The sequence below is a fragment of the Micromonospora sp. NPDC049151 genome, assembly GCF_040648395.1.
GTDB lineage: Bacteria > Actinomycetota > Actinomycetes > Mycobacteriales > Micromonosporaceae > Micromonospora.
In genome coordinates this window covers 21,370-36,300 of the sequence record NZ_JBEZDP010000016.1, presented here as the reverse complement: position 1 = coordinate 36,300, position 14,931 = coordinate 21,370, and the positions used below count along the sequence as shown (strand labels likewise).

The 14,931-nt window shown below is 73.1% G+C and carries 13 protein-coding genes and 2 pseudogenes; 5 read left to right on the top strand and 10 right to left on the bottom strand.

Annotated features, from left to right (window positions below; all coding sequences use genetic code 11):
* Positions 1-179: 179 nt before the first annotated feature.
* Complete coding sequence (locus AB0B20_RS19255) at positions 180-734, bottom strand: winged helix-turn-helix domain-containing protein (protein WP_357472118.1); 555 nt, start codon at positions 732-734, stop codon at positions 180-182.
* 260 nt (positions 735-994) lie between these two features.
* Between AB0B20_RS19255 and AB0B20_RS19250 the strand changes: the two genes are divergently transcribed.
* Positions 995-5,392, top strand: coding sequence for a S8 family serine peptidase (locus AB0B20_RS19250; protein WP_357472115.1), 4,398 nt, complete (start codon positions 995-997; stop codon positions 5,390-5,392).
* A gap of 153 nt (positions 5,393-5,545) precedes the next feature.
* Here AB0B20_RS19250 and AB0B20_RS19245 read toward each other — a convergent pair whose 3' ends face one another.
* Positions 5,546-6,037, bottom strand: coding sequence for a winged helix-turn-helix domain-containing protein (locus tag AB0B20_RS19245; RefSeq protein WP_357390519.1), 492 nt, complete (start codon positions 6,035-6,037; stop codon positions 5,546-5,548).
* Between AB0B20_RS19245 and AB0B20_RS19240 the strand changes: the two are divergent.
* Positions 5,924-6,511 (top strand): annotated as a pseudogene (locus AB0B20_RS19240) (hypothetical protein); the annotation flags it as partial. The gene AB0B20_RS19245 and the pseudogene AB0B20_RS19240 overlap by 114 nt on opposite strands.
* A 30-nt stretch (positions 6,512-6,541) precedes the next feature.
* On the opposite strand, the gene AB0B20_RS19235 reads toward AB0B20_RS19240, so the two are convergent.
* Positions 6,542-7,576, bottom strand: a complete 1,035-nt coding sequence (locus AB0B20_RS19235) for a sigma-70 family RNA polymerase sigma factor (protein ID WP_357472112.1) — start codon at positions 7,574-7,576, stop codon at positions 6,542-6,544.
* Between the two features lie 96 nt (positions 7,577-7,672).
* On the opposite strand from AB0B20_RS19235, the gene AB0B20_RS19230 reads away from it, so the two are divergent.
* Both AB0B20_RS19230 and AB0B20_RS19225 read left to right on the top strand, forming a co-directional pair.
* Positions 7,673-8,500, top strand: a complete 828-nt coding sequence (locus tag AB0B20_RS19230) for an alpha/beta fold hydrolase (RefSeq protein ID WP_357472109.1) — start codon at positions 7,673-7,675, stop codon at positions 8,498-8,500.
* A 67-nt stretch (positions 8,501-8,567) separates the two neighbouring features.
* Positions 8,568-8,795, top strand: a complete 228-nt coding sequence (locus AB0B20_RS19225; RefSeq protein WP_357472106.1) for a hypothetical protein — start codon at positions 8,568-8,570, stop codon at positions 8,793-8,795.
* 47 nt (positions 8,796-8,842) lie between these two features.
* Here AB0B20_RS19225 and AB0B20_RS19220 read toward each other — a convergent pair whose 3' ends face one another.
* The 5 genes from AB0B20_RS19220 to AB0B20_RS19200 all read right to left on the bottom strand — a co-directional run bounded on the left by AB0B20_RS19220 (position 8,843) and on the right by AB0B20_RS19200 (position 12,570).
* Positions 8,843-9,673 carry a 5'/3'-nucleotidase SurE gene (locus AB0B20_RS19220; RefSeq protein ID WP_357472103.1) on the bottom strand — a complete coding sequence of 277 codons (831 nt, stop codon included), beginning with the start codon at positions 9,671-9,673 and terminating at the stop codon, positions 8,843-8,845.
* Positions 9,663-10,604, bottom strand: a complete 942-nt coding sequence (locus tag AB0B20_RS19215) for a PfkB family carbohydrate kinase (protein WP_357472100.1) — start codon at positions 10,602-10,604, stop codon at positions 9,663-9,665. The genes AB0B20_RS19220 and AB0B20_RS19215 overlap by 11 nt, the downstream gene beginning before the upstream one ends.
* A 42-nt stretch (positions 10,605-10,646) precedes the next feature.
* On the bottom strand, positions 10,647-10,859 hold the full coding sequence (locus AB0B20_RS19210; protein WP_357472097.1) for a hypothetical protein: 213 nt from the start codon (positions 10,857-10,859) through the stop codon (positions 10,647-10,649).
* Between the two features lie 160 nt (positions 10,860-11,019).
* The gene (locus AB0B20_RS19205) at positions 11,020-11,562 is read right to left on the bottom strand and encodes a hypothetical protein (protein ID WP_357472094.1); all 543 of its coding nucleotides are present in this window, start codon (positions 11,560-11,562) and stop codon (positions 11,020-11,022) included.
* Positions 11,563-11,625: 63 nt separating this feature from the next.
* Positions 11,626-12,570: an FAD-dependent oxidoreductase gene (locus AB0B20_RS19200; protein WP_357472091.1), complete on the bottom strand. Its 945-nt coding sequence runs from the start codon at positions 12,568-12,570 to the stop codon at positions 11,626-11,628.
* A 34-nt stretch (positions 12,571-12,604) separates the two neighbouring features.
* On the opposite strand from AB0B20_RS19200, the pseudogene AB0B20_RS19195 reads away from it, so the two are divergent.
* Positions 12,605-13,186 (top strand): annotated as a pseudogene (locus AB0B20_RS19195) (SUKH-4 family immunity protein); the annotation flags it as partial.
* A 39-nt stretch (positions 13,187-13,225) separates the two neighbouring features.
* Here AB0B20_RS19195 and AB0B20_RS19190 read toward each other — a convergent pair.
* Positions 13,226-14,128, bottom strand: a complete 903-nt coding sequence (locus tag AB0B20_RS19190) for a hypothetical protein (protein ID WP_357472088.1) — start codon at positions 14,126-14,128, stop codon at positions 13,226-13,228.
* 47 nt (positions 14,129-14,175) lie between these two features.
* Positions 14,176-14,790, bottom strand: a complete 615-nt coding sequence (locus AB0B20_RS19185) for a dihydrofolate reductase family protein (protein WP_357472085.1) — start codon at positions 14,788-14,790, stop codon at positions 14,176-14,178.
* Positions 14,791-14,931 lie beyond the last annotated feature (141 nt).

The window sequence follows — 14,931 nt, the reverse complement described above, 5'->3', positions numbered from 1 at the left end:
GGCAAAGACTTCTCGCGATACACGCCGCACCGGTAATCGACCGGTCGCCATCAATTCCGGCCACACCGGCGGGGGGCCTCCACCGATCGGGTCACCGGCTGTCACCGTCCGGCCGTGCGCGCCGTCGGGTCCGCGACATCACCGTTGCGGCGGGCTCAGGGCGCCCCGTGGACGGACGGTCAGTCGCCCCGTACCCGGGGTTGGCGGTGGTCGGTCAGCCGCAGGCCGACGCCGCGTACCGCCGCGATGGTGACGCCGGTGCCCAGCCCGTCGAGCTTACGGCGCAACCGCTTCACCAGGGACTGCACGTCGGCGCGGCCGTGCGTCGGCGCGTCGCGCCAGACCGCCCGGTGCAGCTCGGCGTAGCTCCACACCCGTACCGGCTCGGCGGTGAGGCAGGTCAGCAGGTCACGCTCCAGCCGGGTCAGGGCGGTCTCGCGGTCACCCCACCGGGCGGTCGAGAGGGCGGCGTCGATCACCAGCGCGCCGTCCGGCGCGGGCTCGTCCGGGGGTACGGGCCGAGCCGGCGCGTCGGGCGGGGCTGGCGCATCTGTCATGATCAACTCGCGTAGCTCGTCCAGATCGGTGACCATCAGAAGAGGCGCGACGCCGTCCAGCAGCTCGGTCAGCCGCAGCCGCTCGGCCGGCGACGACGTCACGCCGATGACGAGCGAGAAGGGCCGCTCCGGCGGGTCGGTGCCGGAGTCAGCCGCGTTCGTGCCGTCAGTCGTCACCGCGCCCCACCGTGACAGAAACTGTCAACAAGCCGCCCGACACGGGGGCCTGTTGGTGACATGTTGCTCACGTACGGTCATTGATCGTTCCTTACTGTCGATCATAGTGTCCACTCAGGCGTCCGGCGCAGACCCGCACGGCGCCTAGGGGGCCTGGGGGGTTCTTGCAACACCGGTGCGACCAGTCGGGAGAGTCCGTCTCCTGGCCCTTCTGCCATGGCTCGATCATCAGCGGGTCATCGGAGTAGGAGGCAGCACCGATGCTGAGACGTCCACACAGATGGGGCCCGGCCCGGCGGCTGGTGAGCGCGGGCGCCGCCCTGGTGCTCGCCGCCACCGCGCTGGCCGCCACCGGCACGGGGGCACAGGCCGGCACCGGCGCCGGCGCGTCGGCCAGCGACAAGATCCGTCCCGAACTCACCCGTCAGCTCCAGGGCAAGAGCGAGGGCGACTTCTGGATCCACTTCGGCGCCAAGGCGGACCTGGGCAAGGCCGCCGCGATCAAGGACTGGAACGAGCGCGGGGCCGCCGTCGCGGCGGCGCTGAAGAAGACCGCCGCCGACAGCCAGTCGAAGATCCGCGCCGAGCTGGACCGCTCGGGCACGAAGTACCAGACCTTCTGGGCGACGAACGCCATCAAGGTCACCGACGGCTCGCTGACCATGGCACAGAACTTCGCCGCCCACTCCGAGGTGGACGGCCTGTACGCGCCGGTGGAGTACAAGCTGCCGGAGACCACCCCGGGCACCGACGAGAAGTCGGCGAACGCCCTGGAGTGGGGCATCGCCAACATCAACGCCGACGACGTCTGGTCCCAGTACGGCGTCAAGGGCGCCGGCATCACCGTGGCCAGCATCGACAGCGGCGTCCAGTTCAACCACCCGGCGCTGGTGAACGCCTACCGCGGCAACAACGGTGACGGCACCTTCGACCACGACTACAACTGGTTCGACGCGGCCGGCGAGTGCGCCACCGCGCCGTGCGACTCCGACGGCCACGGCACGCACACCATGGGCACCATGGCCGGCGCCGACGGGGCCAACCAGATCGGTGTCGCCCCCGAGGTCAAGTGGATCGCCGCGAACGGGTGCTGCCCGTCCGACGCCGCGCTGATCTCCTCCGGGCAGTGGATGCTGGAGCCCACCGACCTCAACGGGCAGAACCCGGACGCCAGCAAGCGGCCGAACATCATCAACAACTCGTGGGGCACCACGGCGCCGTCCAACCAGCCGTTCATGGAGGACGTCACGAACGCCTGGACCGCGTCCGGCATCTTCGGCGTCTGGTCAAACGGCAACAACGGCCCGTCCTGCCAGACCAGCGGCTCACCGGGCAGCCTGGCGAGCAACTACTCGGCCGGCGCGTACGACGTCAACAACAACATCGCCAGCTTCTCGTCCCGGGGCACCGGGCAGAACGGCGAGATCAAGCCGAACATCTCGGCCCCTGGTGTGAACGTGCGCTCCAGCGTGCCGACCAACTCGTACGCCAGCATCAGCGGCACCTCGATGGCGGCGCCGCACCTGGCCGGCGCGATCGCGCTGCTCTGGTCGGCGGCGCCCACGCTGGTCGGCGACGTCACCGCGACCCGCGCGCTGCTGAACGACACGGCGATCGACAAGGGCGACGCGCAGTGCGGCGGCACCACCGACGACAACAACGTCTACGGCGAGGGCCGCCTGGACGCGCTCGCGCTACTGGCCGCCGCCCCGATCGGCGACAACGGCACGCTGGCCGGCAAGGTCACCGACGCCGCCACCGGCGCCGGGATCGCCGGCGCGAGCGTCACCCTGACCGGCGCGGCGGACCGCACGCTGACCACCGGCGCGGACGGGACGTACTCCTCGCTCCTGCCGGCCGGCGACTACCAGGTGGTCGTCTCGGCGTTCGGGTACGCGACCCGCACGCTGTCGGCGACCGTCACCGCGAACACGACCACCACGCTGGACGTGGCGCTCACCGCGGTGGCGAGCGTCACGGTCAGCGGGCAGGTCACCGACGGTTCCGGGCACGGCTGGCCGCTGTACGCGAAGGTGAGCGTCGAGGGCACGCCGATCTCCGACTACACCACGCCGACGACCGGCCGCTACAGCCTGTCGCTGCCGGCCGGGACGACGTACCGGCTCAAGGTCGAGCCGCAGTACGCCGGCTACCTGACCACCACCAAGGAGGTCACCGTCGGGTCCGCCAACGTGACCGCGAACATCGCGGTGCAGGCGAACCCGGAGGCGTGCGCCACCGCCCCCGGCTACACGGTCAGCTCCGACGGCGTGTACGAGACCTTCGACGGCACCGGCACCCCGGACGGCTGGACCGTTGTGGACAACGCCGGCACCGGCCAGGTCTGGGAGTTCACCGACGCCGGTGAGCGCGGCAACCTGACCGGCGGCAGCGGCAACTTCGCCATCATCGACAGCGACAACTACGGCAGCGGCGGGCGGCAGGACACGTCGCTGGTCAGCCCGGTGGTCGACCTGACCGGCGTGACCACGCCGGTGATCCGGTTCAACCAGGACTACAACTGGCTCAACAGCGACCGCGCGGACGTCGACCTGAGCCTGGACGGCGGCACCACGTGGAGCAACGTGCTGCGGCAGGCCGCCGACGTGCGCGGGCCCCGGGTGACCGAGGTGCCGATCCCGCAGGCGGCCGACCAGTCGCAGGTGCGGGTGCGCTTCCACTACTACGAGGCGAGCTGGGAGTGGTGGTGGCAGGTCGACAACGTCCTCATCGGCAGCAAGCTCGTCTGCAAGCCGGTCAAGGGCGGCCTGGTCCTCGGCCACGTCCGGGACAAGAACGACAACAGCTACGTCAACGGCGCCACGGTGACCAGCAAGGACCGCCCGGCGGAGAAGGCCACCACGGTGGCCACGCCGGACGACACCGAGCTGCCCGACGGCTTCTACTGGATGTTCTCGTCGCTGACCGGGACGCACCCGTTCACCGCCAGCGCCGGCAACTACGTGAGCCAGACCAAGCAGGTGGCGGTCGAGGAGGACTGGGCCACGGCGGCCAACTTCCAGCTCGCCGCCGGCCGGCTGTCGGTGAAGCCGACCTCGATCACCGGCACGGTCCGGATGCCGAGCGGGAAGGTCAGCAAGACCTTCACCGTGACGAACACCGGCGGGGCGCCGGTGACCGCCGAGTTCAGCGAGCGTGACGGCGGGTTCGTGCTGCAACGGGCCGACGGTTCCCAGTTGTCCCAGCAGGCGCTGCTCGGCTCGACCGGCGCGCCGGTCCAGCGGCTGACCGCCGCGACGTCGTTCGCCGCCCGCTCGTCCGGCAAGTCGTCCACCGTGATCGCGGCGGCGGCCCCGCAGGCGGACCCGTGGACCGCCATCCCGGGCTACCCGTCGAACGTGATGGACAACCGGGTCGTCAGCGTCGACGGCAAGGTCTACTCCATCGCCGGTGGCGACGGCACCGCGTCGAGCGCCAAGAACTACCGGTACGACCCGATCGCCCAGGCGTGGACCGGGATCGCCGACCTGCCCGGCGCGCGTAACGCCATGACGGTCGGCGTGGTCGACGGCAAGATCATCGCCACCGGCGGCTGGGGCGCCGCCGGTCCGGACGCCGGAACCTTCTCGTACGACCCGGCGGCGAACACCTGGAGCCGCAAGGCCGACAACCCGGCGCCGCGCTCGGCGGCCGGCCAGGCGGTCGCGGGTGGCAAGCTGTACGCGATCGGCGGCTGCACCACTGCCAGCTGCACGCCGATGTCCAACTCGGTGGTCCGCTACGACCCCGGCGCGGACAGCTGGGAGACGCTGCCCGCGTACCCGAAGTCGGTGGCGTTCCTGTCCTGCGGCGGGATCGACGGCACCGTCTACTGCACCGGCGGCAACGACGGCACCACGTCGCAGAAGGTCGGGTACGCCTTCGACCCGTCCGCGAACGCCTGGACCGCCATCCCGGACGCGCCGGCCGACAGCTGGGCCTCCTCGTACGCGGTGGCGAACGGCAAGCTCCTGGTCGTCGGCGGGTCGCAGGGCGGCGCCATCACCAACGCCGGCTTCGCGTTCGACCCGGCGACCAACTCGTGGGCGAACCTGCCCAACGCCAACACCGCCCGCTACCGGGGCGGCGCGGCGTGCGGGTTCTACAAGATCGGCGGCTCGTCGGGCAGCTTCACAGCCACCAAGGACAGCGAGGTCCTGCCCGGCTTCTCCGAGTGCTCGGAGGCCGCCGCCGACGTGAGCTGGCTGACCGTCGACAAGTCGAAGGTCACGCTGGCGCCCGGTGAGAAGGTCACCGTCACCGTCACGATGACGGCGAACGTCGACCAGCCGGGCACGTACTCGGCGTCGGTGGCGATCAAGGAGGACACCCCGTACACGGTGGAGCCGGTGGCGGTGACCATGATCGCGCAGCCGCCGACCACCTGGGGCAAGCTGTCCGGCACGGTCTCCGGCAAGAGCTGCCAGGGCGCCACCGCACCGCTGGCGGGCGTGACGGTGCAGGTCGACTCCTGGGCGAGCTCGTACACCTTCACCACCGACGCGCAGGGCCGGTACGCCTACTGGATGGACCGGCGCAACAACCCGTTGACGTTGATCGTCGCCAAGGACGGCTGGAAGCCCCAGACGCGCCAGACGAAGATCAACAGCAGCACGCCCACGGTGGAGGACTTCACCCTCTCCCCCACCCGCTGCTGACCCCGCACCCGACAGGAACGGCCCGCCCGGCGCACGCGCCGGGCGGGCCGTTCCACACTCTCGTCGATCTTGCACTTTCCGCCCCGGCGAAGCACACGAAAGCCCCGCCCGAGTGGCCGCAAGTGCAAGATCGACGGCGAGGCCGGGCGGGGGTCAGGGAGTGAGGCGCAGACCTACGCCTCGCACGGCGTGGATCTCGGCGGGAGCGTCGAGGCGGCCCAGCTTGCGGCGGAGGCGGCGGACCACCGAGTGCATGTCCGAGCGCCGCCCGAGGTGGTCGTTGCCCCAGACCGCGCGGTGCAGCCGGGCGTACGTCCACACCTGGCCGGGCGTGCCGGTGAGGCAGACCAGCAGGTCGTGCTCCAGCGGCGTCAACCCGATCTCCCGCTCCCGCCAGCGCAGCACCCGCCGGTCGGAGTCGACAGCGAGCTCCCGCCGGGGCGGCTCGGCCGGCGCTTCGTCACCCACGGGCGGGTGCGGCACGACGGTGAGCGCGGGCCGGCGTACCAGGTCGAGGAAGCGGCGGGCCTGATGGGCGCTGGACACGATCAGGAACGACTCGGTGCCGCCGAGCAGTTGGGCGAGCTGCCGGCGCTCGGCCGACGAGGTCGCGATGCCGATGACCAAGGACGGAAGCCCTGTCATCCGTTCCCACCTTTCCGGCAGGCTGAACCGCAACGCCGGGCGGTCGCCAGGCAGACGTCGCGGGGGCACCTGGCTTGCGGAGTTCGACCCGAGGGGTGCGGGAGCTGCGGTTTCGTGAGGCTTCGGGGTGAACTACCGGGATCATATAGCCGAGCACCGATGATTGGTATAGCAGTTAACGTCTATGTAACTGCGTGCGACAAGGTGGTCGAGGCAAATCGCGCCGACGCGCGCGTACCGATGAGAGCGGGGACGTACGGCGGTCCAACGCCTGTGATCACCCACCTGCTCCGCCTGGCCGACGGGACGCCGACCCGCGCGGAGATCGCGGCCCGCTGCGCCGAACTGGCCGAGGCGCTGCGCGACCGCGACCGGGGCGTGGTGGTGTGCGACGTGTCCGCGGTGACCGCACCCGACCTGGTCACGGTCGAGGTGCTGGCGCGGCTGCGCCTGACCGCCCGGCGGCTCGGCTGGCGGCTCGAGGTACGCGGCGCGTGCGCGGGCCTACGCGAACTGGCCGGCCTGCTCGGGCTGGCCGGCGCCCTCCTCCAGCCGGGCGGGCAGCCCGAACAGCGGGAACAGCCGGTCGACGTCGTGGAAGTTGTTGAGCGACGTGATCCGCCCCCCGGAGACGCCGATCACGATCAACGCCCACGGCACGTGACCTGAGCCGTCGGGGTCGCACCGGTACTGGCCGAACGCGGGCATCCCGTTGGCGGCCGTCGGCACCAGTCGGGAACCGCGGCAGCCGCTGCCAGTGCCGGCCATCCACGCGGCGATGTGCGCGGAGCCGCGCAGCCACAGCGGCAGCGGCGGCATCGACAGCGTCGCGTCCTCGTGCAGCAACGCGGTGAGCGCCGCCAGGTCGTACGCCTCGAAGGCCCGCACGTAGCGGGCGAGCAGCGCCTGCTGCTCGCTGTCGAGCGGACGGCGCACCTCGGTCTCGGTGTCGGCCGAGGCGATCGTGGCGCGCGCCCGTTGCAGCGCGCTGTTGACGCTCGCCACCGACGTGTCCAGCAGTTCGGCGGTCTCCTGGGCCGACCAGGCCAGCACCTCGCGCAGGATCAGCACGGCCCGCTGCTTCGGCGGCAGGTGCTGCAACGCCGCGACGAACGCCAGCCGGACCGACTCCCGGCCGGCGACCACCTCGGCCGGGTCGGCGACCTCGGGCAGCACCCGGTCGTCAGGCGCCGGACCGAACCAGATCTGCTCCGGGCGCGGCTCGCCGGGATGGGTGGCGGTGCCGACGCCCGCCGGACCGAGGTCCATCGGCCGGATCCGGCGCTGCGCGCTCGTGGACATGGTCAGGCAGACGTTCGTGGCGATCCGGTAGAGCCAGGTCCGCAGGGCGGACCGCCCCTCGAACTTGTCGAAATTGCGCCAGGCCCGGACGAATGTGTCCTGCACCGCGTCCTCGGCCTCGAAGGCCGAACCCAGCATCCGGTAGCAGTAGCCGGTCAACTCCGACCGGTACGCCTCGAGTTGCGCCTCGACGGGAACGCTCGCCACCTCGCTCACCTCGCCGAACCTAGCCCACATGCAGCGTCGATGCGAGCACGTTCGATCCCGCACCGATGATTCCGTGCCGCCCTCCCGGTCCACCAGCCGTCAGGTCACCACATCCGAGGAGCACCGATGACAACAGCGCAGCGCGACGAGACCCACGCCCCCGGGCGGTACGCCGACGTCAACGGCGTCCACCTGTACTACGAGACGCACGGCGCCGGCCGGCCGATGATCCTGCTGCACGGCGGCCTCACCTCGGGTGAGATGTTCGCGCCGATCCTGCCCGCGCTCACCGCGCGGCACCAGGTGACCCTGGTGGACCTCCAGGGGCACGGCCGCACCGCCGACGTGGACCGCCCGCTCGACACGGCGCTGATGGCCGACGACGTCGCCGCGCTGATCGACCACCTCGGGCTGGACCGGCCGGACGTGGTCGGCTTCTCGCTCGGCGGCGGGGTCGCCCTGCACGTCGGTTTCCGGCACCCCGAGAAGGTCGGCCGGCTGGTCGCCGCGTCCGCGCACATCCGCCGCGACGCGGTGTATCCGGAGATGCTGGCGCAGCAGGGCCAGGTCGGCGCCGGGGCCGCCGAGTTCATGAAGGAGACCCCGATGTACGAGCTGTACCAGCGGGTCGCGCCGCGGCCGGCCGACTTCCCCCGGCTGCTCGACAAGATCGGCGAGGCGATGCGGCAGGACTTCGACCTCACCGAGCAGGTGCGGGCCCTGCGGGTGCCGACGCTCGTGGTGGCCGCCGACGCGGACATGGCCCCGCCGAGCCACTTCGTCGAGGTGTTCGGGCTGCTCGACGGCGGCCGGCGCGACGGCGGCTGGGCGGGCGAGGGACGCCCGGCGGGCGGGCACGCGCTGGCGATCCTGCCCGGCCTGACCCACTACGACATCGACCAGTCGCCGCTGTTCGCCGCCGTCACCCTGGACTTCCTCGACCGGGGACGCTGACGTCGCACGTGTGCTGCCCTCCGTCCCGGGGTACCGCTATTCAAGGAACACCGGTGAGGAGGACGAGATGACCGACCCCAGGTACGCACCGATCGGGCTGGCCACCGCCGGGCAGCTGGTCCCCGACGACGGGCAGGCCGACGGCGGCGAGGTCGTCGGCGCCGACGACGCGACGGCGGACGCCGCCCGGGCCGGCGCCGACGTGGATCTGTCCCGGGCCGACCGGGACGGCGACGGCGTTCCCGTGGGCGCCGCCGACGCCGAGGCCGACCGCAGGCGCGCGGCCGGCGAGTGACGCTTCCCGCCCCGCCACCCGTACGACGGTGGCGGGGCGGACCGTCCTCAGCCGTCGACCGGCAGCTCCACATCGGGCAGGTGGCCGAGCGCCCGGATCGCTGTCACCGCGGCGTACCCGTCGGCCAGCCAGGCGATGTCGGTGCCGGGGACCGCGCGGACGGCGTTCTCCTCCACCGCCGTACGCACGAAGCCCTCGCCGCGCTCGGCGACCGACACCTGCACCTGCCCGAACGGCGCCAGGGTCGCCTGGCGCAGCCCGGCCACCTGATCGGCCGGCAGGTCGGGCACGTTGAGGTTGAGCACCGTGCCCGGCTCCGCGCCGGCCAGCCAGGGCAGCAGCCTCCCGGCCAGCTCGGCGGCGCTCGACCAGTGGCGGGACTCGTCGTCCACGCTGTCCAGCACCGCGATCGCCGCGCCGCCGCTCCCGGCGCTCGCCGCCGCCGGGGTGAGCACGTCGAGCGACACGGCGAGCGCGCGGATGCCGTTGTTCCCGGCGGTCAGCGCCGCGCCGACGGTGCCGGAGTGCAGCACCGCGTGGCCCGCGTTGGCGCCCCGGTTGATGCCGGACAGCAGCAGGTCCGGCACCGGCCCGAACACGCCGAGCCCGGCCAGCACCGCGATGTACGCCGGGGAGGCGGCCACCGCGTACGCGGGCACGCCGGGCAGCCCGTCCAGCTCGGTCTCGCGGAACACCAGCCGTCCGTCCTCGGTCACCGCGGACAGCGCCGCGCTCATCCCGCTCGCCTCGTGCTGCGGCGCGGCGACCACCACGTCCAGCCCGCGTTCGTACGCGGACCGGGCCAGCGCGCGGATGCCGGGGGCGTGCACGCCGTCGTCGTTCGTCACCAGCACCCGGGGTCGCCGGTCAGCCGTCATCGTCGCCACCGTCCAGCGGGGTCAGCCGTACCCGGCCGGCCAGTTCGCGTACCGCCTCGGCCCGGCCGGTGCCGAGCCCGTGCCGGGTCACGTTGAGCGCGCCGGCGGCGGCGCCGACGTGCAGCGCCTCCCGCAGGTCACCGCCCCGGGCCAGCACCGCCGCCACCCCGGCGGTCATCGAGTCACCGGCGCCCCGGTGGTCGGCCAGTTCCAGCGGCGGCGCGTGCACCAGCAGCGGCTCGCCGTCCTCCGGCAGCGCCAGCGCGGGCTCCCCGGCCCGGCTGATCAGCACCGTCCGCGCGCCGCGTTCCTGGCACCGGCGGCCGGCGTCGCGCAGCGCGTCCACGCTGTCGTCCTTGGCCAGGCCGTCGTCGAGCAGTTCCTCGTGGCTGACCTTCAGCACCGTCACGCCGCCGTCGAGCACCGCCTCCAGGTACGGCCCGGACAGGTCCGCCACCACCGTCCCACCGTTGGCGCTCAGGTCGGCGGCGAGCCGGCGGTAGATGTCCGGGTCCACCACCTGCGGGTCGGCCGGCCCGCTGAGCACGCTGACCGGCGCGCGCAGCCCTTCGGTGAGCGTCACCGTGTACAGCTCGTCGATGTCGTGCCGCACCATGGGCGCGCCCGGGTGCTCGGCGATCTCGGTCCGCTCGCCGTCGCGTCGGTCGTGCACGTACCAGCCGGTGCCGGACTCCCGCCGCACCACCCGTACCGTGACGTCCTCGTCTTCGAGCAGCTTGCGGACCGCGTCGCCGACCTCGCCGCCCAGGCCCACACACATCGTGACCGGCACGCCGAGCGCGGCGATCATCCGGGTCTGCCACACCCCCTGCCCACCGGGGTGCAGATGCAGCTCGGGCGCGTCGCCCTGCTGCTCGATCGTCACCGTCAACAGCGGCGCCGGGGCGAACACCATCACCTTCTGATCCATCCGCCAGTGTTGCCCGCGGACCGGCCCCGGTAATCCCCCAGGTCAGCGCGGGCGCGCGGCGGTACGGCGACGCCGCAGGTACGGCAGCGCGAACAGGTAGAGACCGCTGGCCAGGAGCAGGGCGAGCGGCAGCAGCGGCACGTAGGAGACCCACACGATCGGGTCCTTCTGCGCCAGCGCCACGAACGTGACCACGACGGTCACGGTGAAGGCGACGGAGAACCAGCGGTGCAGCTGACGGATGCGCGTGTCCATCGGTCGACGACCTCTCCCCGGTGGCCGCCCCGGTGGGAGGCCCGTGCCGGAAACGCTAGGTCCGCCCGCCCGCGCGATGCTTCTCGATTCCTGACCGGTCCACGCTGTCGCGCCTGGCTACATGGCCGGGGCCTGGACGAGACACTCCTGAGCGGACAGGTCACTCCCGTCCCGCCGCGTCCGCGGACCAGTCGTCCACCCGCATCCGCCGGGACGCCGGGCTCGCCGTCTCGGAGTGCCGGACGAGCCGGGCGACGGCGAGCACGCTGATCGTGGTGGCCACGGCGGCGGCCAGCACCAGCAGGTTGGTCTCCACCTGCACCGTCCGCATGTACTCGCCGCCCTCGGCGGTGGCGGACGCGTAGCGCACGACCGCGAGCGGGTTGAGCAGCACCGCCGCGATCCCGGCCACCCACGCCGCCGCCGGTAGCCGCTCGTCGTCGGAGCCGGTGACCCTCCGGGCGGCCCATCCGCCGAGGGCCACGAGCGTGACGAGCAGCGTGGCCGACAGCAACCAGAGCACGGCGGGCAGCAGGTCACGCAGGGGCACCACGGCGTCGAGCAACTCCACCAGGAAACCGGAGCCGTCGTGGGTCACCAGGCCGATCCGGTGGCTGTAGGCGGCGAGAGCGACAAGCGTGCAGCCGATGTAGACGGTCATCAGGGCGACGAGGGCGAACAGTGCGGCGCGGCGGGCGGACACCGGGCCGAGGTTACCGCCCGCGCGCTCCGGCGGTGGGCCGCCTACCTGCCTGCGCCGGGACGGTCAGACGCTCAGGGCGAGATCGGCGATCTCTGCGGCGCAGCCCCAGGACAGCGTCACCCCGGCACCGCCGTGCCCGTACGCGTGCACCAACCGCCCGTGCGCCGGCTCCACCTCGACCCGGGGGCCGCCGCGCCGGGCCGGGCGCAGCCCGATCCGCTCCCCCAGCACCGGCGCGTCCGCGAGCTGCGGCACCAGCGCCACGCACCGGCGCCGGATCGCCGCCGCCTCCTCCGGGTCGGGGCCGGTGTGTCCCACCCCCTCGTCGTAGGTGCCGCCGAGCACCACGTCGTGCCGGCGCGGATGCACGTACGTGACGCCGGCCGGGTCGTCCTCGTCGCGTACCGAGACGGTCAGGCCGGGGTTCGCCGCCAGCAGGACGTGCCCGCGTGCCGGGTACACGGCCGGGTCGGCGGCGAGCCGTCCGGCGGCCAGCCCGGTCGCGTTCACCACGACCGGCGCGAACTCGTACGCCTCGGCGAGCGTGCCCAGCGCGCGGCGGACGACCCGGCCGCCGCGCGCCTCCAGGCGCTGCCGCAGCCAGGTGAGGTAGCTGGTCATCTCCACCGACGGGGCGGTGAACCGCAGCAGCGCGGTGTACGGCGGCTCCGCCGGCTCGGCCGTCAGGTCGCCGCAGGCGTCGGCCCACCAGGGCGGCCCGGTGTAGGGGTGGCGCAGCCACATCCGGGTGGGCCGGTCGACCACTCCCGGCACGCCGTCGGCCGCCTGGCGGCGCAGCTCGGCGTGGGTGTCGCGGGCCCAGCGCAGCACCCGGGGATCCTCCTCGGTGTGGCTCGGGTACCAGACCGCGGCGGCCACCGCCGACACCGTGTCGGCCGGGTCGTGGGCGGTCAGCACGGTGACCCGCGCGCCGCGCCGTTGGAGCGTCAGCGCCGTCGTCAACCCGATCACGCCACCGCCGGCCACCACCACGTCCGCCTTCGTCATGACGCCATGATGGCGCAGATCCCGGACGGACCTCGATCAGAAGAGAGGTAGTGGAATGCCCTCCGAACTCGCGCGACTTCTCGACGAACTCCGCGCCGACCTGACCGCCGACGAGCCGGCCTCTCTCGCGTACGCGCGAATCGGCGCCCCGGCCGACGCGGGTGACGTGCCGGCGGAGCTGCCGGCGGCCCTGCGTGAGCTGCTGCTGGCCGCCGACGGCCTGCGGGCCGGCGCGTTCGAGCTGGTCTCGGTCGACCGGCTCGCCGACATGCAGTACTTCCTCGACCACGCGCCCGGCTTCTCCCCCATCCCCGGAGACCGGACCGGCTGGCTGGTCGTCGCCACGTGCAGTGACGAGCCGATCTTCCTAAAGCGGGCGACCGGCGCGGTGTGGCACTTCCCGCCCACCGGCACCGAGTGGTTCATGAGCGACGCGTTCGAGGAGCTGGCACCCGGCCTCGACTCGTTCGTGCACTACTACGTGCTCGGTCCCGGCTACGCCGAGCTGGTCACCGACGACGACGGGTGGTATGCGTTCCTGCACCGGCAGGGCCTGCTCGACGACGCGGACGAGGACGAGCCGGGCGAGGACGACGGGGACGAGGCGCCGCCGTGACCGGAAGCCGCTGATCGAGCCGGGGCCGGCCGCCTGACGTCAACCGGCCTCCGCCGGCGCGGGCACCGCCGGTGCGGCGCGGTCCGCGCCGGTCAGGCCGGCGACGAGCAGCAGGTACGCGGCCAGCTCGACCACCGCCGTGAGGGCCGGCACGGGCTGCGGCAGCGTCCGGGTGGGTGTGATGGCGTACCAGGCGAACAGGGCGGTGCCGTCGGCCGAACCGGGCAGGCGCAGGGCCTCGATGCCCGCGTCGAGCAGCGGCAACGCGAGCACCGCCAGCAGCGCCGCGCCGGTCGCGGCGAGCCGCCGGCCCCGCCCGGCCAGCAGCACGGCGAGCCCCAGCGCGGCGAGCGCGAGCGCCAGCGGCGGCAGCACCGCGAGGACGAGCGCCGGCACGACATCGGCCTGGTCGTGGTATCCACGGCCTTCCACCCGGGTCAGCGTGGTCACGGTGTGCGTCTCCACGATCCGGGTGCCGGCGGCGACGGCGAGGCCGATGTCGGCGGCGCGGACGGCCGCGTACCCGACGACGGGCGCGGCGGCGACCGCCGCGGCGATCAGGTGCCGGCGCCGCCCCCGGCCCCGGAACGCGACCAGCAGCGCCGCCACCGCGGCCAGCGCCGCCCAGCTGCCGGCGAGCGTGACGTCGAAGCCGGCCGTACTGTCGAAGACGTTGTCGCCGCTGCCGTAGACCACCCAGCCGGTGTCCGCGGCACCCGGTTCGGCCGGCATGGTGCGGACCGCGTCCACGATCAGCGGCGCGAGCGCCACCGGCACCGCCCAGCGCGGGGGCGGCAGTCCGGCGGCGACGGCGTACGCCAGCAGCAGCGCCAGGCTCAGCACCTCGGCGCCGCGCCAGAGCGGAGCGGCCGTCAGGACGCCGACGACGTGGGCGACGGCGCACACCGTCGCGAGGATCAGCAGCAGCCGGGCGCGACGCACCGGCGGATCCTTTCACGACGGACCGGCCCGCTGCCGTCCCGCGCTCGTCAGCTCCCGGCCGGCACCTGGTCCCTGATGTCGTCGTAGCCGACCGCGCCCGGCGCCGGGGCCGGGGTGTAGATCACCCGGAGCACGCCGGTCGGGTACGCCTCGGTCGCGGCCACCCGCAGGTGGTACGGCGCATCGCCCTCGTCGAACAGCCGGCGGCCCTTGCGGGCGGCGACCGGGTGCACCAGCAGCCGCAGTTCGTCCACCAGGCCGGCGGCGAGCAGCTGCCGCACCACCGAGATCGACCCGGGGATGAGGATGCCCTTGATGCCGGCGTCGGCCTTGAGCGCCCGCACGGCGTCGATCAGATCACCCTGGATCACCTCGGAGTTGCGCCAGGAGAACTCCAGCGGCTGGCGCGAGACGACCACCTTGCGCATGTCGCCGAGCTGCTTGGCGAACGGCGCGTCCTCACCGCCGGCGGCCTCGCGCTCCGGCCAGGCGCCGGCGAAGCTGTCGTACGTCTCGCGCCCGATCAGCAGCACGTCGGAGGTGTCGTAGTCCTCGGTGACGGCGCGGCCCATGTTGTCGTCGAAGTACGGGAAGTGCCAGTCGGGGTCGATCTCGGCGACGCCGTCGGCCGAGATGAACAGCGTGGAGATCACAGTGGCCATCGCGGTGCTCCTTGCCTGTCTGTCCAGGATGTCGACGGTTGGACCGCCGGGGCGGCGCGAACTCATCGCACCCGCTGTCGATTCTGCTGCCGAAACCCGATGGCCGGTCGCGGCACGCCGCCGGTACCGTGCCACGACCGG